General features: G+C 66.7%; 26 protein-coding genes. 16 read left to right on the top strand and 10 right to left on the bottom strand.

Features of this window, described 5'->3' with window-relative positions; genetic code table 11:
* The first annotated feature begins 43 nt into the window (after positions 1-43).
* Together AB0F86_RS07855 and AB0F86_RS07850 are read left to right on the top strand one after the other, a co-directional pair.
* Positions 44-1,063, top strand: coding sequence for an aldo/keto reductase (locus AB0F86_RS07855; RefSeq protein WP_356982817.1), 1,020 nt, complete (start codon positions 44-46; stop codon positions 1,061-1,063).
* 83 nt (positions 1,064-1,146) lie between these two features.
* On the top strand, positions 1,147-1,761 hold the full coding sequence (locus AB0F86_RS07850; RefSeq protein WP_356982816.1) for a transglutaminase family protein: 615 nt from the start codon (positions 1,147-1,149) through the stop codon (positions 1,759-1,761).
* 265 nt (positions 1,762-2,026) lie between these two features.
* Here the strand turns inward: AB0F86_RS07850 and AB0F86_RS07845 are convergent, their stop codons facing one another.
* Complete coding sequence (locus AB0F86_RS07845) at positions 2,027-2,692, bottom strand: hypothetical protein (RefSeq protein ID WP_356982814.1); 666 nt, start codon at positions 2,690-2,692, stop codon at positions 2,027-2,029.
* Between the two features lie 174 nt (positions 2,693-2,866).
* Here AB0F86_RS07845 and AB0F86_RS07840 point away from each other — a divergent pair, with 174 nt between their 5' ends.
* Positions 2,867-3,430 (top strand): hemerythrin domain-containing protein, encoded by a 564-nt coding sequence (locus AB0F86_RS07840; protein ID WP_225279853.1) that lies wholly within the window; start codon positions 2,867-2,869, stop codon positions 3,428-3,430.
* A 13-nt stretch (positions 3,431-3,443) separates the two neighbouring features.
* Here the strand turns inward: AB0F86_RS07840 and AB0F86_RS07835 are convergent, their stop codons facing one another.
* From AB0F86_RS07835 to AB0F86_RS07825, 3 genes are all read right to left on the bottom strand, one after another.
* Positions 3,444-4,313 (bottom strand): alpha/beta hydrolase, encoded by an 870-nt coding sequence (locus AB0F86_RS07835; RefSeq protein ID WP_356982812.1) that lies wholly within the window; start codon positions 4,311-4,313, stop codon positions 3,444-3,446.
* A 45-nt stretch (positions 4,314-4,358) separates the two neighbouring features.
* Positions 4,359-5,108, bottom strand: coding sequence for a ferritin-like domain-containing protein (locus AB0F86_RS07830; RefSeq protein ID WP_356982811.1), 750 nt, complete (start codon positions 5,106-5,108; stop codon positions 4,359-4,361).
* A 127-nt stretch (positions 5,109-5,235) separates the two neighbouring features.
* Positions 5,236-6,534 carry an HNH endonuclease gene (locus tag AB0F86_RS07825; protein WP_356982810.1) on the bottom strand — a complete coding sequence of 433 codons (1,299 nt, stop codon included), beginning with the start codon at positions 6,532-6,534 and terminating at the stop codon, positions 5,236-5,238.
* A 203-nt stretch (positions 6,535-6,737) separates the two neighbouring features.
* Here AB0F86_RS07825 and AB0F86_RS07820 point away from each other — a divergent pair, with 203 nt between their 5' ends.
* On the top strand, positions 6,738-6,881 hold the full coding sequence (locus AB0F86_RS07820; protein ID WP_181697213.1) for a hypothetical protein: 144 nt from the start codon (positions 6,738-6,740) through the stop codon (positions 6,879-6,881).
* An 88-nt stretch (positions 6,882-6,969) separates the two neighbouring features.
* On the opposite strand, the gene AB0F86_RS07815 is transcribed toward AB0F86_RS07820, so the two are convergent.
* The 3 genes from AB0F86_RS07815 to AB0F86_RS07805 are packed head-to-tail and all read right to left on the bottom strand — an operon-like array spanning position 6,970 to position 8,608.
* Positions 6,970-7,638, bottom strand: a complete 669-nt coding sequence (locus tag AB0F86_RS07815; protein WP_356982808.1) for a pyridoxamine 5'-phosphate oxidase family protein — start codon at positions 7,636-7,638, stop codon at positions 6,970-6,972.
* A 14-nt stretch (positions 7,639-7,652) separates the two neighbouring features.
* Positions 7,653-8,009: a DoxX family protein gene (locus AB0F86_RS07810; protein WP_225279858.1), complete on the bottom strand. Its 357-nt coding sequence runs from the start codon at positions 8,007-8,009 to the stop codon at positions 7,653-7,655.
* Complete coding sequence (locus AB0F86_RS07805; RefSeq protein ID WP_181697216.1) at positions 8,006-8,608, bottom strand: TetR/AcrR family transcriptional regulator; 603 nt, start codon at positions 8,606-8,608, stop codon at positions 8,006-8,008. The genes AB0F86_RS07810 and AB0F86_RS07805 overlap by 4 nt, the downstream gene beginning before the upstream one ends.
* Before the next feature lie 562 nt (positions 8,609-9,170).
* Here AB0F86_RS07805 and AB0F86_RS07800 point away from each other — a divergent pair.
* Together AB0F86_RS07800 and AB0F86_RS07795 are read left to right on the top strand one after the other, a co-directional pair.
* Positions 9,171-10,154 (top strand): hypothetical protein, encoded by a 984-nt coding sequence (locus AB0F86_RS07800; protein WP_356982807.1) that lies wholly within the window; start codon positions 9,171-9,173, stop codon positions 10,152-10,154.
* 11 nt (positions 10,155-10,165) lie between these two features.
* The gene (locus AB0F86_RS07795; RefSeq protein WP_067489870.1) at positions 10,166-10,351 is read left to right on the top strand and encodes a hypothetical protein; all 186 of its coding nucleotides are present in this window, start codon (positions 10,166-10,168) and stop codon (positions 10,349-10,351) included.
* A 23-nt stretch (positions 10,352-10,374) separates the two neighbouring features.
* Here AB0F86_RS07795 and AB0F86_RS07790 read toward each other — a convergent pair whose 3' ends face one another.
* Positions 10,375-12,084: a glycoside hydrolase domain-containing protein gene (locus AB0F86_RS07790; RefSeq protein ID WP_356982806.1), complete on the bottom strand. Its 1,710-nt coding sequence runs from the start codon at positions 12,082-12,084 to the stop codon at positions 10,375-10,377.
* Positions 12,085-12,332: 248 nt separating this feature from the next.
* Here AB0F86_RS07790 and AB0F86_RS07785 point away from each other — a divergent pair, with 248 nt between their 5' ends.
* From AB0F86_RS07785 to AB0F86_RS07755, 7 genes are all read left to right on the top strand, one after another.
* Positions 12,333-13,088: a prolipoprotein diacylglyceryl transferase family protein gene (locus AB0F86_RS07785; RefSeq protein WP_356982804.1), complete on the top strand. Its 756-nt coding sequence runs from the start codon at positions 12,333-12,335 to the stop codon at positions 13,086-13,088.
* The gene (locus tag AB0F86_RS07780; RefSeq protein ID WP_356982802.1) at positions 13,085-13,465 is read left to right on the top strand and encodes a hypothetical protein; all 381 of its coding nucleotides are present in this window, start codon (positions 13,085-13,087) and stop codon (positions 13,463-13,465) included. Before AB0F86_RS07785 ends, AB0F86_RS07780 begins: the two co-directional genes overlap by 4 nt.
* A 5-nt stretch (positions 13,466-13,470) precedes the next feature.
* On the top strand, positions 13,471-15,012 hold the full coding sequence (locus AB0F86_RS07775) for a radical SAM protein (protein WP_356983754.1): 1,542 nt from the start codon (positions 13,471-13,473) through the stop codon (positions 15,010-15,012).
* Positions 15,009-15,284 carry a hypothetical protein gene (locus AB0F86_RS07770; RefSeq protein WP_356982801.1) on the top strand — a complete coding sequence of 92 codons (276 nt, stop codon included), beginning with the start codon at positions 15,009-15,011 and terminating at the stop codon, positions 15,282-15,284. The genes AB0F86_RS07775 and AB0F86_RS07770 overlap by 4 nt, the downstream gene beginning before the upstream one ends.
* 70 nt (positions 15,285-15,354) lie before the next feature.
* Positions 15,355-16,797 carry a S8 family peptidase gene (locus AB0F86_RS07765; RefSeq protein WP_356982799.1) on the top strand — a complete coding sequence of 481 codons (1,443 nt, stop codon included), beginning with the start codon at positions 15,355-15,357 and terminating at the stop codon, positions 16,795-16,797.
* 8 nt (positions 16,798-16,805) lie between these two features.
* A complete protein-coding gene (locus tag AB0F86_RS07760) occupies positions 16,806-17,450 on the top strand; it encodes a 1,4-alpha-glucan branching protein (RefSeq protein ID WP_356982798.1) in 645 nt (214 codons plus the stop codon).
* Positions 17,451-17,480: 30 nt separating this feature from the next.
* Complete coding sequence (locus tag AB0F86_RS07755; protein WP_356982796.1) at positions 17,481-18,686, top strand: GNAT family N-acetyltransferase; 1,206 nt, start codon at positions 17,481-17,483, stop codon at positions 18,684-18,686.
* Positions 18,687-18,690: 4 nt separating this feature from the next.
* Here the strand turns inward: AB0F86_RS07755 and AB0F86_RS07750 are convergent, their stop codons facing one another.
* Both AB0F86_RS07750 and AB0F86_RS07745 read right to left on the bottom strand, forming a co-directional pair.
* A complete protein-coding gene (locus AB0F86_RS07750; RefSeq protein WP_356982794.1) occupies positions 18,691-19,179 on the bottom strand; it encodes a DUF6640 family protein in 489 nt (162 codons plus the stop codon).
* Positions 19,176-19,769 carry a TetR/AcrR family transcriptional regulator gene (locus tag AB0F86_RS07745; RefSeq protein WP_356982793.1) on the bottom strand — a complete coding sequence of 198 codons (594 nt, stop codon included), beginning with the start codon at positions 19,767-19,769 and terminating at the stop codon, positions 19,176-19,178. Before AB0F86_RS07745 ends, AB0F86_RS07750 begins: the two co-directional genes overlap by 4 nt.
* 191 nt (positions 19,770-19,960) lie before the next feature.
* Here AB0F86_RS07745 and AB0F86_RS07740 point away from each other — a divergent pair, with 191 nt between their 5' ends.
* Genes AB0F86_RS07740 through AB0F86_RS07730 form a run of 3 tightly spaced genes read left to right on the top strand, consistent with a single transcriptional unit; the run spans position 19,961 to position 21,755 of the window.
* Positions 19,961-20,593 (top strand): TetR/AcrR family transcriptional regulator, encoded by a 633-nt coding sequence (locus AB0F86_RS07740; RefSeq protein ID WP_356982792.1) that lies wholly within the window; start codon positions 19,961-19,963, stop codon positions 20,591-20,593.
* 11 nt (positions 20,594-20,604) lie between these two features.
* Positions 20,605-21,252, top strand: a complete 648-nt coding sequence (locus tag AB0F86_RS07735) for an enoyl-CoA hydratase-related protein (RefSeq protein ID WP_356982791.1) — start codon at positions 20,605-20,607, stop codon at positions 21,250-21,252.
* A 14-nt stretch (positions 21,253-21,266) separates the two neighbouring features.
* Complete coding sequence (locus tag AB0F86_RS07730; protein ID WP_220139157.1) at positions 21,267-21,755, top strand: hotdog fold domain-containing protein; 489 nt, start codon at positions 21,267-21,269, stop codon at positions 21,753-21,755.
* Positions 21,756-21,839: the final 84 nt, after the last annotated feature.

Here is a 21,839-nt window from a genome sequence, read left to right as displayed (position 1 = left end):
AATGTTCCGCTTCTTGCAGGATACCTCCGGGAGAGGAAAACCCATGCAGTACCGCACCTTGGGCCGCACCGGCGTGCAGGTCAGCACCCTGGCGCTCGGCGCAATGAACTTCGGCCGGATCGGCAACACCGGCCAGGACGAGGCCACCGCGATCATCGATGCCGCGATCGAGGCCGGAATCAACCTGATCGACACCGCCGACGCCTACAGCGACGGCCGATCCGAGGAAATGGTCGGTAAGGCCATCGCCGGTCGTCGCGACGACCTGGTCATCGCGACCAAGGCCTACCTGCCGATGGGCGAGGACCCCAACCGACGGGGAAGCTCACGCCGCTGGCTGGTGACCGCGCTGGAAGACAGCCTGCGCCGCCTCGACGTCGATCACGTGGACCTCTACCAGATCCACCGGTGGGATCCGAACACCAGTGACGAGGAGACGCTCTCGGCACTCACCGACCTGCAGCGGGCCGGGAAGATCCGCTATTTCGGCTCCTCGACCTTCCCCGCCTACCGCATCGTGCAGGCGCAATGGTCTGCCCGCGAGCATCACCTCAGCCGCTACGTCACCGAACAACCCTGTTATTCGATCCTGCAACGCGGTATCGAATCCCATGTGCTTCCGGTGACCGAGGAATACGGCCTCGGTGTGCTCGCCTGGAGCCCGCTGGCCTCGGGTTGGTTGTCGGGCGCCATCCGCGCCGGCCGCGAGATAACCACCAACCGTTCCGGATTCATGCCCCATCGTTTCGATCTCGATGTGCCCGCCAACCGGGCCAAACTCGAGGCTGTCGAGCAGTTGGCGAAGGTCGCCGACCGGGCCGGGTTGACCATGATTCAACTGGCGCTCGGATTCGTCACCGCCCACCGGGCGGTGACCAGCGCGATCATCGGCCCGCGAACCATGGAGCACCTGCATTCGCAGCTCGCTGCCGCCGATACCGTCCTGTCGACCGAGGTCCTCGACGAGATCGACGAAATCGTGTCTCCGGGAGTCGATCTCGCGGCCGAGGAGAAGTACGACACGCCACCGTCGATCCTCGACGCCACCCTGCGGCGTCGATGACCACCCCGCTCGACCTCGACAGCCATCCCCGCCGCCGCGAAATGGGGGTGCCGACAGACAACGGCGGGCAGTAGATTCCCGCTGTGACACAACAAACCTGGGTTCCTGAGGCGCAGAACCCGCAGGCCTACCTCGACGGCGACTCCATCATCCAACTCGACGACGATGCGGTGACTGCCATCGTGCGCGACCTGCGGCGAAACGCCCCCGACGACGTCGACTTCGCCCGCGCGGCCTTCGACTGGGTCCGCGACGAAGTCGACCACTCCTACGACGTCCAGGACTCCCGGGTGACCCTGACCGCCGGGGAGGTCGCCCGCGAGCGAGTCGGCCTCTGCTACGCGAAGTCCCACCTCCTCACCGCCATCCTGCGCAGCGCGGGCATCCCCACCGGGCTGTGCTACCAAAAGCTCGCGGACAACGACGGCCACGTTCTCCACGGCCTGGTCGCCGTCTACCTCGAGGGTGGTTGGCACCGTCAGGACCCCCGGGGCAACAAGGAGGGCATCATCGCCGAGTTCTCCCTCACCGAGGAACGACTGGCCTGGCCCGTCGATCCGACGCTCGGCGAGATCGACTACCCGCAGGTGTTCGTCAGTCCTGTGCCATCCGTGGTGAAAACCCTGGGCGAGGCGAAGCAGGAGTCGATCCTCGACGTCACCCTGCCGACCTCCTTGGAGGATCAGTCCATTCACTGACCCCCGGTGGCGGCCCGCACCGCGCGCATCGATGCATCCAGTGCAAAGAGGCCGCCACCGTCCCGGTTCGCTCTCAGACAAGCACAATGCCGGTGTTCGTCAGTCCTGGCGGATCTATTCGGATTCGCTTCTCGAACCAGTGGTCCGCCAATAGGCGGATTCGACCGCACCGTGGTCGCTGTCCGTGTCCTGGGCGCCGAGATAGCGGCCGTGCTCGTCTCTATCGTCGGGGTCGTATTTGCTGACCCGGTAGGTGTAGAGCACGTCACCGCCCAGCCTGAATCGGCGCGGAACCGCCGATGGCCCGACTGTCGGCGACCGCCCTGCCGACCAGCACCAACTCGGTTCCGGTCAGTGCCGCGATCATGATTGCCTCGCCGACGTTCCCCAGCGGGGGACATGCCGCGGCCGCGCCGGAAGCCACGACCAGCAAGACGATGCCGATCAGGGGGAAACGCAACCGCTCGTCGCGCCACAACGACACCGTCGCGGCGAACAGCACGGCGGAGACCACGAGCGCGGGGATCGGTATCGCCGGTTGTTCCGAGCCGTAGCGCAAGGTGTCGGCGAATGTCCGTGGCACGAGCCGCACATGAGCCAACTCACCGAACACACCCCACACCACCAGTACTCCGGTGAGGACAAGCGCGGCACGTCGCCACCAGCCCCCGGCACCCACCCGGTCGACGGCCCACAACACCAGCAGCGGTGTGAGCAGCGCGTGACCGATGAACCGGCCGACACTCAGCCCGTGCAGCACCGCTCCTTCACCGATCAGCACACCGAGCCCGAAAACGGCCGAATCATAAGCGATTCCGACACCGACCACGCCGAGTACGAGCACGCGCATTCGTCGCGCAGCCCGCATCCACAGCAGTCCGACGCACAGCAATTCGATACCCGCGACCACGAGCAAGGAAAAGGACACCACAGCACAGCTCTCCAGAAATCGCGCACGTCCGCGCCGGACGGTCGCTGCCACGCTATCCGACACCGAACGCAGACAACCTGGCTATTGTTGGCGACAGCGGCGGTCCTTGACCGCCTCCGCGTTCGATTGCCCAGTGACCTGCGATGACTGCCTGATTCGAGCCAGGAGGAATGCGTGGATATCACCGAATTGATCCTCGACGACCATCGTGAGCAACGACGGTTGTTCGCGATTCTCGAGCAGATCGACCCCAAGGAGGTCGATGTTCTCGCGGCGATCTGGGAACGGCTCGCGGCCTTTCTCGAACTACATGCCCAAGCCGAGGAGGAGATCTTCTACCCGGAACTGCTGCGCGTCGGGATTTCCGCACGCCGCACCCGCCGGGTGGAGGACGAGACGCTCGACGCGATCGGTGACCACAACGACATCCGCGATGCGGTGGGGGAGGTGGCACGTCACAAGGTCGGATCACCCGAGTGGTTCGCCGCTGTCGCTGCGGCGAACACCGCGAACGGCGACCACATGGCCGAGGAGGAACGCGAGGGACTCACCGATTTCCGCCGACTCGCCGGCCTCGGCGAACGTCACCGGCTCGCCGTCGAATTCGCCGCGTACGAGGCGCGCCACTATGCGGGCGTGCGCCCCGTCGACAAGGACCCCGAAGGTTATGTGGAGGCGGTGGAGGAACAGTCGGCGACCTGGTCGAAGGGGTCGTTGGGGATCGGCCCGCTGCGGTGAGTCACGTCGTCGCTCAGCCGAGCGGGTCGATGACTTCCCGGAGAATACGGGCGAAAGCCTCCGGCTGGCCCGGATAACCGGACTCGGGGCCGGTGAAACCGCCGTGATGACTGGGGAAGACAACCGGCTGCACACCGAGCTGATCGGCCAGCGCCGACGAGGTGCGTTCGGTGACCGTGCCCGACGATTCCTCGCCGTAGCCGATGACGATGCGGGTCGGTGCCGCGGTGAGCGCGGCGATATCGGCGCGGTAGGCGAGGGTCGGCCGGGAACGCTCCGACAGCAGCGGGTGGTCGCGGGCACCGTCGTCCTCGACCGGCAGGCCGAACATCGCGGGATCGGCGTCCGGCGCGGCGAAATAGTCGTCGGTGAATTCGCCCTCCCAGGAGGTCATCGCGATGAAGGTCGCCATGCCCGCACCGAACCCTCTCGCCCCGTAGGCAGCGCGATACCCGTCGGCCGCACGCCCGGCAGCCGCGGCATCGGGCAGCACGGTCAGCAGCGGCGGTTCGTGCGCAATCAAAGTGGTCACGTCCTCGGGATGCGCGGTCAACAGCGCCAACGCGACGATCGCGCCGCCACTGCTGGCGAAGAGCTCGACCGGCCCGGCACCGAGCGCCTCGATCACGGCGTGCACGTCCTCGGCATGCACGGTCGGCACATTGTCGACCTCACCGTCGGACCGCACACTGCGCCCCAGCCCGCGCGGGTCGTAGGTGACGACCGTGCGATCGGGGAAGTGCGCGGCGAGCGCGGTGAAACCGTCGGCGGCCATCGGGAGACCGGTCATCAGCAGCGGCGGCCGCCCATCAGCGGTGGGCAGTGGACCCTGGACGTCGTAGGTGAGTGTTGCGTCGGGGAGTTCGAGCTTGTGTGTCGTCATGTCGGTATTGACGACACGGGAGCCGCGTACTCATCGGTGACGGGTTCACGGCCGAGTCTCCGCAGGCCATGCGTAGTGCTCGGGATCCATGCGATGCCACGCGCGGTTCATTTTCGCGTAGGCCGCCTTGCGGTAGTGGTTCCAGGTGAATCCACCGGCCCGCAGCGCGCGGTGATGACCGGCCCACACCAGCGCCATGACGACGGCGAACAGGATGCGGTGGCCGATCATGGTGAGGTGGAACCGGGTGCGTGAGCGCTCGACCAGCAAAATGGCCAGACGCTCGCATTGCAGTTGGACGTGGGGAACCTCGTCGGCCAGGATCTGGGCGCACACCGCGCGGATAACCGGTGACGTGGTCGCCCGCCGGATCGCGTTGTAGTAGATCATCGCGAGGGTTTCGACCATGACGACCGGTGTCGTCCACACCTCGATGTTCGTGATGCTGTACCGCAGGCGACGAAACAGGCTGTCGCCCCAGTCGGCCTGTCGGCGAGGGATTCCCGCGTCGTCGAGGATGCGCCCGAGCAGTGCGCCGTGGCGTTGCTCTTCACGGATGAACAGCGCGATGACCTCACGGTAGGCAGGGTCGTCGGTCTCGGTGGCGAATCGATCGGCCGCCGCGGCCAGATGCCGACCGTCGGAAGTCTCGCCGAGCTGCCAGCCCTGTAATGAGCGGCGTATCGGCGCGAGCTCGGCAGCATCTGCACCGATACCGTTCTCCTGCCACGGAATCGTCCGCTGCCTGGCGGCGTTGCTGTGGAAGTGGCCCAACCACTCCCGGCTCGATCGCACCCGGCGCGTGCCTACCCGCGAACGTGCTTCCGACGAACTGATCCGTTCCCCCACGGCTTCCCCCTCTGTTCACCTCCACTCCTACCCGAAGGGCAGCGAGGATGCCACCGATCTCGACTATCCGCGACTAGCCCGCGCCGTCACGGATAAAGGCCGCAAACGCCACGGCGAGCAGATCGGGGGAAGGCCGACTTTCGCGATTGTCCGGTAGAAGCAACGAGCGTCCGTTCAAACCGCGAAGTTGTCCCAGCGCCCCGTCGTCGCCTTCTGCCATCAGCCGATCGGCGACGCGGATCGTGTAGTCCGGAGTGATTCCGAAGAGTTTCGCAGCGAAAGCGCGGTGGTGGTTGCTGCAGAGAAGCAGTCCGTTCTCGAGGCTCGATGTGGTGCGGTTCCTACCGGATCCGTCGTCAACGGACTGTGCGTCACCGACGATGTGGACGGCATCGAGCAGTTGTGCGACACCGAGACCGCATACGGCACAACGGATGCCGTACGCGTGGAGCAACCGCGCGCGGAACTCGGCCGAGTGAACGCGATTTCGGGTGTACTCGGCACGGTCGGGGAGCCGCGCACCGATCTGATCCGGCAGGTCGTTGTCGATGGCGAGCATGAATCGACGACGTTCTATGTCGTCGGCGACGACATAGACGGGAAAGATCGGCACGTAGGCCCCGTGGCCGATCATCCGGAACAGGATCAACGGAAGTTTCAGTTCCAGTGCCTTGCGCAGCTTCTGGTTGTCGCCGTGGATCGTTCCGGACCGATAGGCGTAACCGAACCCCGAGTCGCCATACTCCTCGTCGCTGGAGTCTCGGTCCCCGCGGGACATCACCGACAGGGTGGCGAGCATTCCGCGTGGATTGCGGATTCCACGATTACGGTCGACGAGGGGGAGCGAAGTGCCGTCGATGGTGAAATTTATCAAGTCGGCCCGATTCAGAGCGCCCCGCTGGTCAACAGCTTCCCTTAGACGGCGGAAGATCTTCTGCCGCAGAGCCGCTTCGACACTGACCGCATCAGCGGAGTCAGTTCGGTCGATCACCGAATTCCCATCGCGCGCCCGCTCGTCGGTGGGACGTGTGGGCGGGGTCGGGTGGGTGGGTTGGTGATCGACAGTGCTGGCCAGTTCGTTCTGTAACTGCGCCCACCGCGTACGCCACCGCTGGACCACCGCCATGAGCAGCGCCGGATTGCAGTGCGGGTTCTCGTAGCGCGATAGTGCGCGTACGAAAACTCTGACGGTGTCCCATCGCGGCCGGCTCTTGCCGCTCAGAAGGTTACTGATGCTGCCTTGGGAGATGGCGGTTCCGTCTTCGGCTGTGAGCTTGGCGATCCGCGCATAGGCCGGACTGCCTGCCTCGATCCACCGCTCCTTCACCTCTCTGCTGAACTGCTGGAGAGCTGGGTGGGGTGTTCGGGCCACTGCCGCTCCTCGCTTCGCGCTGCCCCCGGATGGAGGCTGATGCACAGGCTAACCGGTTCTGCAGTGGTGTTCAATCTCGTTCAATTTGGTGGTCATATCGAAGAGCTGGTGGCATTGTGTCGATCATGAGTTCGAACCGGCCGGGAAGGTCCCCAGCATCCTCGATCCGGCAGCGCCGCAACCGATTCGGAAACGGAGCGCATATGTTGGACCTTGGTGCGCTGATGTCGATCATGATCGGCTTCTCGGTGATCTACCTGGTCGCCGGGGCCACGGCATTGGTGCCGGTGGCCTCGGCAACAATGGCGCTCTATTCCCTGTGGAAGGGGCGAAACGCCAAGCTGTAGCGGCGAACGCTCACAGGCGTTACACGCCCGATGCGGTGACACCGGCGCGCGGACGAAGGTGGCGGTGCGGCTTCTGTTCTGGACCCTGTTATTGCTCGCGCAGGCGTGCGATCTCGTCCTCGAGTTCCTGGTTTCGCCGACGTAGCCGCTCGATCTCCTCGGTCAGTGGTGCGCGGGCGAGGCGAAGTGATTCGGCCATGCGTTCACTGCTGTATTTCACCGGGATGTTCTTGATGCAGTTGCGGTCGAGGGCTTCGACGCGGATCCGGAACGCCCGGTCACAGCGAGTGCGGATGACACCCTCGTCGGTGGTGAGCAACTGTTCGATGAACCCGGGATCGTCGGCCCGCTCGATGATCTCGGCACGACCGAACACCTTCACCCGGGTGCGGGTCGGGTAGTCGATGAAGAACAGCGCCACCCGGTCGTCGTGATCGAGATTGCCGAGGGTGACGAACTGCTGATTACCGGAGTAGTCGCCCAAGGCGATCGTCCACGAATCGAGAACCTTCACGAAACCGGGCGGGCCACCGCGGTGCTGCAGGTAAGGCCAGCCCGACGGCGTGACGGTCGCGATGAACAGCGAGTCGGTGGACCGGATCAGCGCAGCCGTCGGCCCGTCCAGTTCCTCGGGCTCGCCCGTGTTGTCACCGACGGCCATCTGGTTCCGGTACCAATTGATACTGCCGGTAGCGCTTTGGCGTTGCGCGCTGGCCTCGGAGAATGCGATGGCGCCGTAACGGGTGGGGTTGTTCATTCCTCGATTTCACCTCACACCACGTATGTGATCGCCGCCGCCACCGACAGGGCCAGCATGCCGAGGCAGTTGATCCAGAACTCGGATCCGAGGAACCTGGCCCGGTAGTGGGCGATTGCGGCGCACACGAAATAGCCGACCACGGCGACCGCGGTGGCGAACCCGGCACCGGGATACTTCAATCCGACAAGGAGCCCTGCTGTGGCCGCGAGCTTGATGGTGATCAGCGTCCACCACCAATCGCGGGGAAAGCGGACGCCGTCGAGGCATCGCTGGATGAACATCGGTGGACGCACGGACATGAGCGCGTCCGAGAACAGGGATAGCGCGAGTAGTGCTGGTAGCCACCATGGTTGGGGAGCGTGGATCATCGGTTTCCTTGCGGGTGTGTGATAACGAATTCGATGGTCTGTCGTAGTTGCTCGGCCGCCTCTGGCATCGCGATGGCACCGCTGGCAGCGGTCATCAGCAACCCGAGGTAGGCGAGGTAGATGGTCCGGGCGCCCTGACCGACCTGGCTGCTGGGCAGCGCCGACCGAGCGAGCACGGTTTCGAGTTCACCCAGCAGAGCCAGCGCGAGGTCCCGGAAGATCACCGACTCGTGGGTTCCGCGGACGAGGATCGCCAGATACTCGCGTGAGAGCTCGGAATCGAGCGCGAAGTATCCGACGAAGGGCTCGAAGAGCCTCAGCACGTCCTCGGTGGTCGCGGTCGTCGGTGAGGGGGCGGGTTCGGTGTGCCTGCTGGTGTGCACCGAGGTGATCCAGTTCTCGAAGATCGAGACGAGCAGCGCGTCCTTTTCGCCGGCCGCCATAACTGTGCCGGTACTGACGTTCGCTTCGGCGGCGATCTGTCGAATGGTGGTTGCCTTGAAGCCCTGGGCGCGGAACAGCCGTTCGGCTGCCGCCAAGACCTTCTGACGCGTCGCCGCTTGTTGCGCCGACCGCGACTGAACATGTTCACTGAACATGTTCAGCACCTTATATCGTGGTGGCCCGCAGGCGCAACCACAATCTGGTCGGCCGATCCGCGAGGCTTTCGACAGTCGGCGGAAACCCGCCACCGGTGTGCCACTTCAAATGCCGAGCCGCCAAAATCGCCGCACATGGCCGCGATTGGTACCTCCGTACAACCGCGCACAGTTTTCGGCCGCTTTCGTCGCAGTTACGTAGCGTCAACTGCTACCAAACGTAAACGGAATAAAGTCGAGCTCGCGAGGGGCGGACCGGATTCTTGACCACCGATAATGTTCACTTATCGGTGGTCAGCACGGCGGCCATGAGAACGGAGTCTTCCAGGGGCGACACGGTTTCCGTTTCGTGCAATACGTAACGAGACAACGAAACAAACGCTACGATTCTCTCGTGTCGAGCGTCTGCAACTACCCAGGATGTGCCCGCCCCATCACCCGCAACGGTGGCCCCGGCCGACCGTCGGAATACTGCGACCACCCCGACCACACGCGGTGGCGTGCGTGGCGGGAAAGGCAACGACAGCAACAAGAGTCGATGGGTGGGGGAGAAACCGTCACTGTGACGGCTGTGCAGGGGCCGGTGACGGTCGCGCGGCTGCGGGCGGACGAGTTGCTCGGACAGTTCCGTGGGTTGGCCGAGCAACTGGGAACCACGCTGAACGCCGCGGTTGCGGAACTGGCGACGATCGGTGATCCGTCGGTCGCCGAGGCGCAGGTCCAGGCAGTGCAGGCGGATGCCGCGCAGCGGATCGCCGAGGCGGACGTGAAAGTGGTTGCCGCCGAACAGGCGCGGCGGGAGGCGGAGGAAGCGCGGGCATCCGCGGAATCGGCCGCCGAGGACGCGGCAAGTGTGGCCGAACAAGCCGAGCAGCTCATCACCGCCGCACAGAACGCTCGCGACGAAGCGCTGGCCGAGTTGGAGCGTCTCACCAAGCAGGCCGCCGACGACGTGTTCGCCGCCCGCAGCGCCGCCGAAGCACAGGTGCGTCAGGCCGAACGCGACGCCGCCGAAAGAATCGAACGCATCCGCGAAGAAGCCGCCGAGGAGGTGGCACGTGCCGAGCAACGCGCCGACACCGAGATCACCCAGGTGCGCCGCGACGCCGAAGCCCGCATCAACGCCGCCCATGCCGAACGCGATCTCGCCGTGCAGCGGGCCGCCGATGCCGACCGGGCGACCCAGCGGGCCGAACTCGCCGCCGCCGAACGGGTCGAAGCCGCCAACGAGGCCCGTGAGGAGTGGCGCCGAGCCCGCGCGGAATTGGAGACGACCCGCACCGAACTCGACCGCACCCGAAGCGAATTGGCCGAGCTGCGGCGCACCACCGCGACCGAGGCCGAGGCCCGCCGCGTCGAATCGGAAGCGGCACTCGAGCGGGTCAGAGCCGAAACCGCCGAACGCCTCGCCGCCCTCGACGACGCCCGCGCACAGACCCTGGCCCGCGCCGAACGCGCCGAACGCCAACTCGACGAACTCCTCGCCGCCACCCGGTCCACGGATACGGCCGGGGTATCGGCAGCGGCGATCAGCACACTCGACTAGCGTCAGCGCACATGACCGAGCAGCCCGGACCCTTGGAGACGACGCGCGAATTCGCGGCCGTCGACCTCGCCGACATGTTGAACGACGACGACACCTACACCGGACCGTCGTCCCGCACCAGAATCATCGCGATCGTGGTGGTCGCAGCCCTACTGCTCGGCGCCGCGGCCACCACCCTCGCGCTACTTCTGGCCTGACCCCGCCGACACCTCGGCCCGCGCTACGCGGGCCGGTCCAGCGGCGTGTCCGGATCCCCCGAGTGCCGCAGCGCGATGATCTGCTGCGGCGCCCAATAGATGCGCCCGAACTCGAACTCCTGATACCGGCCGTCGTCGTGGGCGACCTCGTCGGACGCCGGCCAGCCGAGTTCACCGTTCTCGAAACCCGATGCCCGCCAGCGTTCACCGATCGCGCCGTGCACCCGGTAGGCGGGCTGCCCGGCGCGCCGGTAGATCGCGCCGCCCTGAAACGCCTGTGCCACAGCGGGTCCCGTGCCACGCGGATCGGGCAACTGAGCGTGTTCGGCGATCGGGTAACCGAGCACCCCGGCCTCCCAGCCTGATTCGGCGTATTTGGACATGATCGCGGTCGGGATGGCGAAGGCGCCGGTGGACGGGTGCCAGTACACGTAGCCGTGTTCGAACTCGGCGAAGCGGCCGAGCCCGTCCGGTGTGACGATCTCGCCGTCGGTGCGCCGGGCACCCAGCCACGGCGAGGCCGCCGCTCGATCGTCGATGGCATTGGGGCGCGCCCCCGCGAAACCCGCCACATGCGAGGCGAAGACGTCCCACGGAAAGTTCGGCCCCACATCGGTGTGCGAGCCGATGCCGAGGGCCCTCGTCACATAGTTGTGGTCGCTGATGCCCTCGGCCACGTGATACGGCGGTGCGATCACCTGAGTGGAGTACCCGTGCCGGTGGGCGCTGCGAACGGCGAGGTAGGCCGCGATCCGCAGGTCACCGTCGATGGCCAGCCACTGCTCGCGCGACCAGGCGACGCGGCTCCCCGCGAAACACAGATTCACCGTGAACGGATTGGCCGACAACACCGACCACGCGGCCAGCTCCTCGGGCACCACCCGCGCAACCACACCGTCGCGCAGCGTGTAGTGGTACGACACCCCGTTGGACGGGTTGTTGAGATAGGCGGCAAGGGATTCGGCGGTGCCGTTGCCTTCCTGGGTGTGTAGCAGGAAGTTGGTGATGCGGGCGCCGTCGCGCGGTGAGTGCGACGGGCCGAAGCGGTCGAGCTCGGTGAACTGCGGAATCGTCACGGAACGGTCCTTACTCCACTGGCCGAAATCGGGGGCGAGAATGTCGTTGACGTCGACGTGGGTGCCGTCGATGAGCGGCCCGGGATTGCTCGGGGTATCGATCACCCGCTGGTACAGCACCGCGCGTGGTTCGCGTTCGGTTCCCGACCACGCCCGCGTCTGCCAGGCCCAGCTGAATTCGCCGCGGGTGCCGATCACCCCGTCCTCGACGGCCCACGCGCACACCCGCGAGTGCCCGTAGATTCCGGTCCACGCCACGCCGAGCACCGCGTTGACCCCGCGGAAGAATTCGACGGCGGTGTTGTTCCACTGCGCCAGCGAGATGTCCTCGTCGACGGCGAAGAAGATCGGTGCCTCCCGTGGTGCGCCGAGACTCAGATGGGTGGCAAGGGCCTGTTCGGCCATGCGCCTGCCACCGTCGAACCCGGTGGTCCAGTCCGAGGGGGTCAGGTCACCCGGTTTGCCGTACTGCCAGATCGACACGATGTCGAGTCCCGCCGCCGCGAGTGCCCGGGCGTAGTCGGCGGTGATCGGTTTTGCCCCGAAATTCGCACCGGGTCTGCTCGGCGACACGTAGGCGAGCACAGCCGAATGACCTGCTTCGGCGATGGCCGCCGGGTTGATGAGCCGCGCCGCGAAATCGACAGCGGTAGACATGATGACCCCCTGCATGACTGCGTATCCGATGGAATTCCGGGAAATGGTGGAACTACCGAGATGATTCACGCTTGTACCGACAACCGGCACGGGGTGACCGAGGAACTCACCCTGGAATGATTCTAATCGAAACACTCACTGCGGCATCCTCATTCACCGATGCCGGGGGAGTACCCAGATCCGGGTCCGATTAGACGCGCGTAGTTTCACTCATCCACGCTGCGCTACCGGACGGCTAACCTTTCGCCATGGTGCCACAGCTGTACTGGGGGATCCCGACGCACGGGTTCTTCGTCGCGCTCGGCGTCGCTGTCGCGGCCGTGGTTTTCGTCGCCGAATGCCGACGCCGTGACGCGCTGCGCGAGGAATCACTGGTGGCGGTGACCGGTGCGCTCGTCGGTGGGGCGATCGGCATGCGGTTGTCGAGTCTGGCCGAAACTCTCGATCCACTCGATAGCTGGCTCTTCGGTGCGCGCAGTGTGCTCGGTGGCCTGCTCGGCGCCTATGTGGGTGTGCTCGTCGCCAAACGGATCATCGGCTACCGCGAACGCACCGGAGACCTGTTCGCCCCGGCTGTGGCGCTCGGGATGGCTGTCGGGCGTGTGGGCTGCCTGCTCACCGAGGCACCCGGTCGCCCGACCCGATTGCCGTGGGGCATCCACGCTCCGGGCACCGTTCCGCAATGTCCCGGCTGCGCGGCCGGCGTGGCGATGCATCCGAGCTTCGTCTACGAAATCCTGTTCCAGCTCACCGCGTTCGTGACGCTGTGGTGGCTACGCGACCGCATCACCACGCCCGGTGAGCTGTTCACCCTCTATGTGGGCGCGTATGCCGTCTTCCGGTTCCTCGTCGAGTTCACCCGCGCCAACGATACGGTGTGGCTGGATCTGACTCGCCCGCAATGGTTTCTGCTCCCTGGTCTCGTCCTGGTCGCGGTGCGTCTGAGCATCGGTTGTCGGCGCGGGTACTACGAGGGCGTTCTCCGACGAAAGGTCGCGGTATGAACTATCCGCCCGCACCACCACCGCCACCGTCCGGGGCGAATCCGCCGGGGCAGGGTGGGCAGGTCGCGGCGATGGCGGCCGCCGGTGCGCTGTCGTTCATCGGTGTCAACGCCATGGCGGGCTTCGTCGTGCTGATGCTGGCCGCCTCGACCGCCGACGCCACCGCCGCCCGCGTGCTGTTCGGCCTCGCCGCCCTGGTGAGTGCCGGGGCGGCGTTCGGCGGCGGGTGGGCGCTGATCCGGTTGCGTAAGCCCGTGTGGAAAGGCTTCGGGCTCGGCCTGATGATCGGCTGGGCGTTGACGACAGTGTGCACCGCCGGGTTCTGCACCGCGGTCAATCCCTACCTGTACACCGACACGTTCGGGATGGCGCCGTGACCGGGATGCCGCTGCGCGGCGACCGCATCCTGCGCTACGTCACCGCGTTCTGCCCGCACTGCCACGACGACCGTCCGCTGGCGGAGGTCGCACGGTTGTCGGGGTGGTTGGCCGAACGCGACGGCCAGGTGTGGCTCGAACGCGGTTGCCCGCGTCACGGCATGGTGCGCACTCTCTACGACGAAGATCCCGAGATCCTGGCCTATCTCGAGGAGTGGACCGCACCGACCAAGGCCCACCGTCCCGATGTGCCGGGCAATTTCGACCCGGTGCCCGCGGCGTATCTGCGCGGTCTGCCCGAGATGCAGACCCAGCACACCTGCATCCTGCTCGAGGACATCATCGACAGCTGCAACCTGCGCTGCCCGACCTGTTTCGCCGATTCGTCGCCGGAACTGCGCGGAGTCGTCGCGGTCGAGGACGTCCTCGCCAATGTCGACCAGCGGTTGGCCAGGGAAGACGGGCGCCTGGACGTCCTGATGCTCAGCGGCGGCGAACCCACCCTGCATCCCGAGCTGCCCCGGTTGTTCGCCGAGCTGACCGCCCGGCCGATCACCCGGATCCTGCTCAATACCAACGGTGTTCGCCTGGCCGTGGACGACGAGCTGCTCGCCCTGGTCGGTGCGCATCGCGACCGGGTCGAGGTGTACCTGCAGTACGACGGCGAATCGGCACAGGCCTCACGTCATCATCGCGGTGGTGATCTGCGGCTGCGGAAACAGCAGGCACTGCAGCGACTTTCGGAAGCAGGAGTGTTCACGACCCTGGTGATGACTGTGGCGCTCGACGTGAACGACGACGAGATCGGTGCGGTGCTGCGCACGGCGATGGACACCCCGTTCGTCGGTGGAGTGTCGATCCAGCCCCAATTCGGTTCCGGCCGTTCCGGAGCCATCGACCCGCTGCGCCGCCTCACCCATACCGGTGTGTTGCGCAGGCTCGGTCCGCAAACCGGCGGTCAGGTCACCTGGCGCGACCTCACCGCCCTGCCGTGTTCGCACCCGCACTGCTGTTCGGTCGGCTACCTGCTGCGCGACGACGCCGGACAGTGGCGCTCGCTGGTGTCGCTGATCGGCAACGACAGGTTGAAGTCGCAACTGGGACTGGTGTCGAACCGCATCGCCGATACGGATCTGCCCGCCGAGCTGCGGGTCGCGGTGCGTGAGTCGCTGCTCGGGCTGTTGTCGGAGCAGTCGTCGCTGTCGCATCCGGAGATCGGGAAGGTGTGGGAGAACATCTGTCAGCACTGCGACCTGGGGATGTCGACGTTGCTGACGCTGGCGTCCTCGGCGCTGCCCGGTCGGCGCGCACGGCTGCGGAAGCTGCTGGGGGAGCGAGTCGTGCGGGTGACGGTGAAACCGTTCATGGACATCTCGACGATGATCGAGGAACGGCTCACCCAGTGCTGTGTGCACGTCGGCACCCGTTCCGACGCCGACCAGTGCGCCCCGTTCTGCGCGGTGCAGGCATGGCCTGCGCTGTCCCGTCAGCGGTTGCCGGTGGCGGCCCCGGCCGGGCGCAAACTGCTGCCGATGGAGGTGCGGTGAGCTCGCAGCGTGGCGTCTACTACGACGAGGCGGTGCGCGCGCGTCAACCGCACGACCCGCTGACCCTGTGTGTGGTGGCGACCGCCGCACTGCTCACCTGGTTGTTCGGTCCCTGGGCGGTCGCCGCGTTCGGTGCGCTGGCGTTCGCCGGTTACTGGCGGGCATGGCGGGCCGGACTGCGGCGCAGCCGGTGCTGGTTGCGCGATACCCGCCTGGTGCTGCTGTATGTGGGTGCGATCGCGGTGGCCGGAGCGGTGGCCGTGGTCATGTGATCGGCGTGTCGCGAAAGCTGATGCGGCACAACGGTAGCGGTGTGCGCGCACGCCCTGTTCACTGGTAGCCATGGCCTCCACCCGATCCAGCAGGCAGCGGAACTCGGGGACACCCGCGCCCGCCGTGTCGCCTGCGGAACTGATCGTCGTTACCACCCCGACCGGGCCCGATCTGACACCGGCCGCCCTGCGTGAGACCAGTGCGGTACGCGGTCACGTCGACGGCCTGCTGCCCGGCGACGCGCATCTGGTGCCGATCTTCGGGCCGGGCAACCGGCTCGCGGGCAAACTCGCCGATACACCGCAGGCCGCGCAGGCCGGTTCCTACCTCGGCTATCACCGGGTCGTCGGTGCGGTCGGGGATTTGACCGAGGTGGCCGACCGGTTGCGCGCCGAAGACACCGTCACCGCGGCGTATGTCAAACCCGCTGCCGAACCGCCGCTCGCACCCGGCGCAACCGTCGCCCGCGCCACGGATGCACCATCGGTGACCCCGGACTTCCGCAGCAGGCAGGCGTACCTCGATGCGGCGCCGAACGGGATCGACGCGACCTGGGCGCATACCCGCCCCGGTGGTCTCGGCACCGGCGTGCGGGTCATCGACATCGAGGGCGCGTGGCGATTCACCCACGAGGATCTGCGCCACAACCAGGGCGGGATCATCGGCGGAACGGCGTCGACGGACCGGGGTTGGCGCGACCACGGCACGGCGGTGGCAGGCGAGATCAGCGGCGATCTGAATCCGTTCGGCATCACCGGTATCGCGCCCGAGGCGCACATCCGGGCGATCTCGATCTTCGGGATCGGTTCGGCGACGGCCATCCGTTCCGCCGCAGACGCACTCGACCCCGGTGACGTGCTGCTCATCGAACTGCACCGGCCCGGACCCCGATTCGACTACCGGGCAACCCCCGATCAGCGCGGCTACATCGCCGTCGAGTGGTGGCCCGACGATTTCGCCGCCGTTCGCTACGCGGTCGGGCGCGGCGTGATCGTGGTGGAAGCGGCGGGCAACGGTGCGGAGGACCTGGACGCACCGATCTACGACACCCGACCGGCCGACTTTCCCGCCGATTGGCGAAACCCGTTCCGTAACAACGATTCCGGCGCGATCATCGTCGGTGCCGGCGCACCACCGCCCGGACTGCACGGCCGCGACCACGGCCCGGCGCGCTCCCGCCTGGGCTTCTCCAACTACGGCGCCCGCCTCGACGTACAGGGCTGGGGGCGTGAGGTGACCACCACCGGCTACGGGGACCTGCAGGGCGGTGACGACGAAGACCTCTGGTACACCGACGAGTTCAGCGGCACCTCGAGCGCGTCACCGATCGTCGTCGGCGCGATCGCCGCCTACCAGGGCATCCGGTCCGCAGGCCCCGGCCGCGCCACCCCGGAATCGGTTCGCACCCTGTTGCGCACGACCGGCTCACCCCAGGCCGCGGCCCCCGGCCGTCCTGTCACCCAGCGCATCGGCTCGCTGCCGGACCTGCGCGCGATGACGGCTCGGATGTAGCCTGCGATATGGCGATCGTTCACCAGACCACCCTGACCCCGAGCAAGCTCGAGCTGCTCGAAGCATGGTTGCCGACACGACGGTGGTATCGCGGCACCACCCCGCGCCTGAGCAAGGCGGGCGGTTTCCGGCTCGACGATCCCGACGGCGTGGTCGGCATCGAATTCCTGCTCCTGATCGACGACTCGGCCACCGGCCCGCAGCTCTACCATGTCCCGCTGACGTACCGGGGTGCGCCACTGCACGGCGCCGACGAAGCCTTGGTCGGCACCATGGAACACGGTGTCCTCGGGCGGCGATGGGCTTACGACGCCACCCGGGATCCGGTGGCGGTGAACGCCGTCGTCGACCTCCTCGCCGGTCGGGCGACCGCCCAGGCCCAGAACTACAGCGATACCGTCGACTCCGCGGTGCAGGTTCGTCGGGTCGACGTACCGGACAACTCGGTACAGCCGATCGACACCGACACCCACACCGACCTGCCGGTGTCATCCGACCTGACGCTACGCATCCATCGCCTCCCCGTTGACCCGCTGCCCGATGCGGTGGGTGCGGTCGCCGCACCGTATGTGCTTGCCGACGTGCGTCGCTCGGTGGTGGAAGTCGTCAGCGTGCGGACGCGCGCAACGGCGCCGGAGGAAAATCAGGTGTGATCGGCGCCCCGGCGTGGGAGGGTGCGGTGCATGACTTCGGTGCAGACGATTCGGATACGGGAAGCTACTCGCGCGGACGCGGAAGCGATCGTGCTGTTGCAGGAGACCGGGTTCGGGATGCGGTACGAGGAGGCCGAACTCGAGCACAAGCTGCGGATCTTCCCGGCGGAAAGGTCGTTGGTGGCGGTCGACGGCGATCGGATCGTCGGGCACACGGTCGACATCACCATGAGCGTCACGGTGCCGGGGGAGCGCAGCGTACGGGCTTGCGGTGTGTCGGGCGTGGCGGTGGCGCCGACGCATCGGCGGCGCGGCATCCTGCGCGCCCTGTATGCGGCGCAACACGAACGCACCGAGGCGGACGGGCTGCCGCTGACGATCTTCACGGCCAGTGAAGGCTCGATCTACGGCCGGTTCGGGTACGAGACGGCGATTTTCGACAACACGGTGGTCGTGGATCGGCGCAAGGCGGAGTTCCGCCCCGGCACACCGGATCCCGGTGGCGTCGTGCTCAGCACCCTCGCCGAGGCCGCCGACCACATCCGTGCCGTCTACGACCGATGGCAAGCCCGCACACCCGGTGCCCAGTGGCGTCCCGACGCGAAATGGGACCTCGTCTTCACCGATCCGCAACGCCATCGCGGGAACGCCACCTCCCTGTTCGTGCTGCTCCACGCCGATGGCTACGTCCTGTATCGCCGCCGCTACGACGACGGCAAATCGGCCGTCGTCGTAGCCGAATGGCGCGCCGTCACTACGGAGGCCCACATCGCACTGTGGCGGGTCCTGCTCGGCATGGACCTCGTCGACACCGTCGAAGCCAACGTCGCCGACGACGACCCGCTGCCCTATTTCTTGACGAACCCGCGCGCCGTCCAGCTGACCAACCGTGGCGATTCCCTGTGGGCCCGCCTCATGGATATCCCCGCGGCCCTCACCGCGCGCACCTACCGCCACGACCTCGACACGGTCATCGCGGTCCACGATCCTTTCCGCGACGCGGGCGGCACCTTCGCCCTGCACATCCGCGACGGTCACGCCGAATGCGCCCCGACCACGCGCCGCCCCGTCCTGACGTGCGACATCAACGTTCTCGCCGGCCTCTACTTCGGCGCCCACCGAGCCACCGCCTACGCCACCGCCCATCGCCTACACTCCGAAAACCCCTCCGCCCTCGCCGCTTTCACCGAAGCCTTCACGACACCGCGCGCGCCCGAACTGGGCTGGTTCTTCTGAATCTTCACGCCCCGAATTCGCCTCGATCGGAGTCAGCACGCCTCGGTTCCGCTGCCGCGCCCGGTCGTTGCCTGGCGGCGAGCGCAACGGCAGCAAGCAGGAGGGCCAGCAGGATCAGCGACAGGAGTATCTGGGGGTGCAGGCCGAGTGCCGACGGATTGTCGAACTCAGGGTCCTGGATGGCCGTGCCGGGGAAGAGCAGTGCGCCGAGGAGCGCGAGCCACGGAACGGCGAGGACCGCGCAGGCCCAGCCGAGCGCGGGAAATCGGTCGCCGCCCCGTCGCATCAGCAGAACCAGTGCGATGACGCCGAGCAACAGCGACATGACGATGTATTGGGCATCGTGGAACTTCGCGTGTGGGGGCCAGGCGTCGTTTCGCAGGTGTTGTGCCGCGCCGGCCGGGATCAGGAAATCAGCGAGTAGCGCCCCGAATATCGTGGCGAGCGCGACGACTCCGGCGAGCAGGCGGGCGGCGTTTCCGAGCGGGATCATGAGTGTCCTTGCAGGCGTGGGCTTTGGGGCTGGTGAGAGCGCAGGAATTCGTCGACGACGCGACGCACGTAATCGAGATCGAACGTTCGATGGGCCACGAGCCGACGGAAGAACAACGGGCCGTGCAATTGATCGACGGCGAGATCGATGTCCAGTCCCGCCGGTAGTTCGGCGCGAGCGATGGCATCGGCCAGGATCGCGCGAACCGCTCCGGTTCCGGACCGGTACAGCCTCACCTTGACCTCCGCGAAACGCGGATCCACTCCGGCTCTTTCGATGATGACGCGCATGGCCTGTTCCATCACCGGTTCGTGGAGCATCGCGCGCGTCACGGAAAGCACGGCGAGCAGATCTGCGTGTAGGTCGCCGGTCGGTTCGGGCCGCACCGCCGCGATATGCCCGGCAACCGCATCGCGGACGAGATCGGCCGGTTCGGGCCAGTGCCGGTACAGCGTGGCGCGGCTGACTCCGCTGTGGGCCGCGACCGCGCCGTGAGTGAGCCCCGTCACGCCCTGTTCGACCAGCAGTTCGCGCGCTGACGCGAGGGCGGAACTGCGGCTGCGCTCGACGCGCGGATCGGGTGGTCTCATTCGACTCCGTTTTCGATACAAGCTGTTTCACAACTATGAAACAAAATGTATCAGAACGACGCCGAGGCGTCGATAGTGGCCATATCGGAGTGATCGCTCGCTATCCGCCCCCTTGTCTTCGTCACGTAAGGAGCTTTGGGGCTACTGCCTCGTGGATTGTTACAGAGCGCATGCTCTGTTAATCTCGGTTCATGCCGCGCCCCCGGATACACGATCTCGATCACCTGCTGGATGCCGCCGAAGCAATGGCCGTCGACTCCGGTCCCACTGCTGTCACTGTGCGGGCACTGTCGGAGGCGACCGGTGTGTCGAACGGGGCGATCTATCACGCCTTCGGGTCGCGCGCCGGACTGCTGGGCCGCACCTGGCTGCGCGCCGCGCAACGGTTCCTCGAGCTGCAACGTCGAGCTGTCGACCGGGCGTTGGCGACCAGTTCCGCGCCGGAACATGCGATCGAAGCGGTGGTTGCGGCCGCCGATACACCGGCTGAATTCATGCTCGAGCACCCGGTGTCGGGGCGTTTCCTGCTGACCGTGTCCAGGCAGGAACTGCTCGGATCGAGCGAGATCCCCGGCGACATCGCCGAAGAACTGCAACGGCTCGACGACCTGCTCACCGGACTGCTGGTCGACTTGGCGCGCGGCGTCTACGGGCGGGGTGATCGGGAAGCGGTGACCGTTGTCCGCGATTGCGTGGTCGAACTGCCGACCGCCCTGCTGCTGCGTGGCCGTCGTGATCCCGACACCGCAGTGCGCCAACGCCTTGCCGCCGCCGTCCGCGCCGTTCTCGCCCTGCCCCTTGACGATTCCATCCCCAAGAAATGAGAGGCAACATCATGACCGCGACAGTGCATTACGAGGACAAGATCGCCGTGCTCACCCTCGGTGACAACGAAAACCGGTTCTCCCCGGACTGGATCGACAGCGTGAACGCCCAGCTCGACACCATCGAGCAGGAAGCGCAGGGCCTGATCACCGTCGGCAGCGGCAAGTTCTACTCCAACGGGCTCGACCTGGAATGGCTGATGGCCAACGGCGACCGAGGCGAATGGTACGTCGGCCGAGTTCAGGAACTGTTCGCCCGCATCCTCACGTTCCCGCTGCCGACCGTCGCCGCCGTCAACGGCCACGCCTTCGGCGCGGGCGCCATGCTGGCCATCGCCCACGACTTCCGGATCATGCGTGCGGACCGCGGCTACTACTGCTTCCCCGAGGTCGACATCAACATCCCCTTCACCCCCGGCATGGCCGCTCTCATCCAGGCCAAACTCGGCCCGCAGGCCGCGGTCACGGCGATGACCACCGGTCACCGCTTCTCCGGTCCGGATGCCCTCGCCGCCGGGCTCGTCGACGCCACGGCCACCGAAGCCGAGCTCGTCGCCGACTCCGCCGCCAAGCTCACCCCGATCCTCGGCAAGAATCCCGGCACTCTCGCCGCCATCAAGAACACCATGTACGCCGCCGTCACCGCGGCCCTGCGCTGAGACGAGACCGGAGGATGCCGACCATGACCACCGAGGCGGCCAGTACCAACCTCGCGCTGTGGAACACGCTGCGACGCCTGCCTTTCGGCAACTGGCTGTTCACGCAGGCGCTGTGTTTCAAAGCGCCCTACTTCCGCAGCGTGCACCCCCTGATCCAGGAGTTGCGTCCCGGACTGTGCCGGGTCACCGCACCCAACCGTCGCAGCGTCCACAACCACCTGGGCACCTACCACGCCATCGCGTCCTGCAATATGGCCGAACTCGCCGGCGGCATGATGACCGACGCGACCATCCCGGCCACCCACCGATGGATCCCGGTCGGGATGACCGTGGAATACAAATCCAAGGCCACCACAGCCGTCACCGCCGTCGCCCACCTCGACCCGATCCCCGAATTCGGCGACGACCCCACCGAACTCGTCGTCCCGGTCGACGTCCTCGATGCCGACGCCAACGCCTTCGTCACCGCGAGGATCACCATGCACGTCTCGAGGAAGCGATAGTTCAGGACGCCGGTCCGAGGTGACGGGCGTTGTCGGTGCGCCGCGCTGGTGGATCAGTACGCACGACGCCCGTAGGCGGCGCCA

The sequence above is a fragment of the Nocardia sp. NPDC023733 genome, assembly GCF_040639775.1.
Classification (GTDB): domain Bacteria; phylum Actinomycetota; class Actinomycetes; order Mycobacteriales; family Mycobacteriaceae; genus Nocardia; species Nocardia rosealba.
The sequence above is the reverse complement of the archived record's forward strand: the minus strand, read 5'-3'. Positions and strand labels throughout refer to the sequence as shown.

Excerpts from the sequence above, each read along its gene's own strand:
- AB0F86_RS07775 (WP_356983754.1), top strand. The coding sequence starts at position 13,471 with ATGCCGCTGCGCGGCGACCGCATCCTGCGCTACGTCACCGCGTTCTGC.
- AB0F86_RS07810 (WP_225279858.1), bottom strand. The coding sequence starts at position 8,009 with ATGATCCACGCTCCCCAACCATGGTGGCTACCAGCACTACTCGCGCTA.
- AB0F86_RS07730 (WP_220139157.1), top strand. The coding sequence starts at position 21,267 with ATGCCGACCATGACCACCGAGGCGGCCAGTACCAACCTCGCGCTGTGG.
- AB0F86_RS07755 (WP_356982796.1), top strand. The coding sequence starts at position 17,481 with ATGACTTCGGTGCAGACGATTCGGATACGGGAAGCTACTCGCGCGGAC.
- AB0F86_RS07795 (WP_067489870.1), top strand. The coding sequence starts at position 10,166 with ATGACCGAGCAGCCCGGACCCTTGGAGACGACGCGCGAATTCGCGGCC.
- AB0F86_RS07740 (WP_356982792.1), top strand. The coding sequence starts at position 19,961 with ATGCCGCGCCCCCGGATACACGATCTCGATCACCTGCTGGATGCCGCC.
- AB0F86_RS07815 (WP_356982808.1), bottom strand. The coding sequence starts at position 7,638 with ATGAACAACCCCACCCGTTACGGCGCCATCGCATTCTCCGAGGCCAGC.
- AB0F86_RS07820 (WP_181697213.1), top strand. The coding sequence starts at position 6,738 with ATGTTGGACCTTGGTGCGCTGATGTCGATCATGATCGGCTTCTCGGTG.
- AB0F86_RS07750 (WP_356982794.1), bottom strand. The coding sequence starts at position 19,179 with ATGATCCCGCTCGGAAACGCCGCCCGCCTGCTCGCCGGAGTCGTCGCG.
- AB0F86_RS07805 (WP_181697216.1), bottom strand. The coding sequence starts at position 8,608 with ATGTTCAGTGAACATGTTCAGTCGCGGTCGGCGCAACAAGCGGCGACG.
- AB0F86_RS07835 (WP_356982812.1), bottom strand. The coding sequence starts at position 4,313 with ATGACGACACACAAGCTCGAACTCCCCGACGCAACACTCACCTACGAC.
- AB0F86_RS07745 (WP_356982793.1), bottom strand. The coding sequence starts at position 19,769 with ATGAGACCACCCGATCCGCGCGTCGAGCGCAGCCGCAGTTCCGCCCTC.
- AB0F86_RS07780 (WP_356982802.1), top strand. The coding sequence starts at position 13,085 with ATGAACTATCCGCCCGCACCACCACCGCCACCGTCCGGGGCGAATCCG.
- AB0F86_RS07765 (WP_356982799.1), top strand. The coding sequence starts at position 15,355 with ATGGCCTCCACCCGATCCAGCAGGCAGCGGAACTCGGGGACACCCGCG.
- AB0F86_RS07735 (WP_356982791.1), top strand. The coding sequence starts at position 20,605 with ATGACCGCGACAGTGCATTACGAGGACAAGATCGCCGTGCTCACCCTC.
- AB0F86_RS07790 (WP_356982806.1), bottom strand. The coding sequence starts at position 12,084 with ATGTCTACCGCTGTCGATTTCGCGGCGCGGCTCATCAACCCGGCGGCC.
- AB0F86_RS07855 (WP_356982817.1), top strand. The coding sequence starts at position 44 with ATGCAGTACCGCACCTTGGGCCGCACCGGCGTGCAGGTCAGCACCCTG.
- AB0F86_RS07785 (WP_356982804.1), top strand. The coding sequence starts at position 12,333 with ATGGTGCCACAGCTGTACTGGGGGATCCCGACGCACGGGTTCTTCGTC.
- AB0F86_RS07760 (WP_356982798.1), top strand. The coding sequence starts at position 16,806 with ATGGCGATCGTTCACCAGACCACCCTGACCCCGAGCAAGCTCGAGCTG.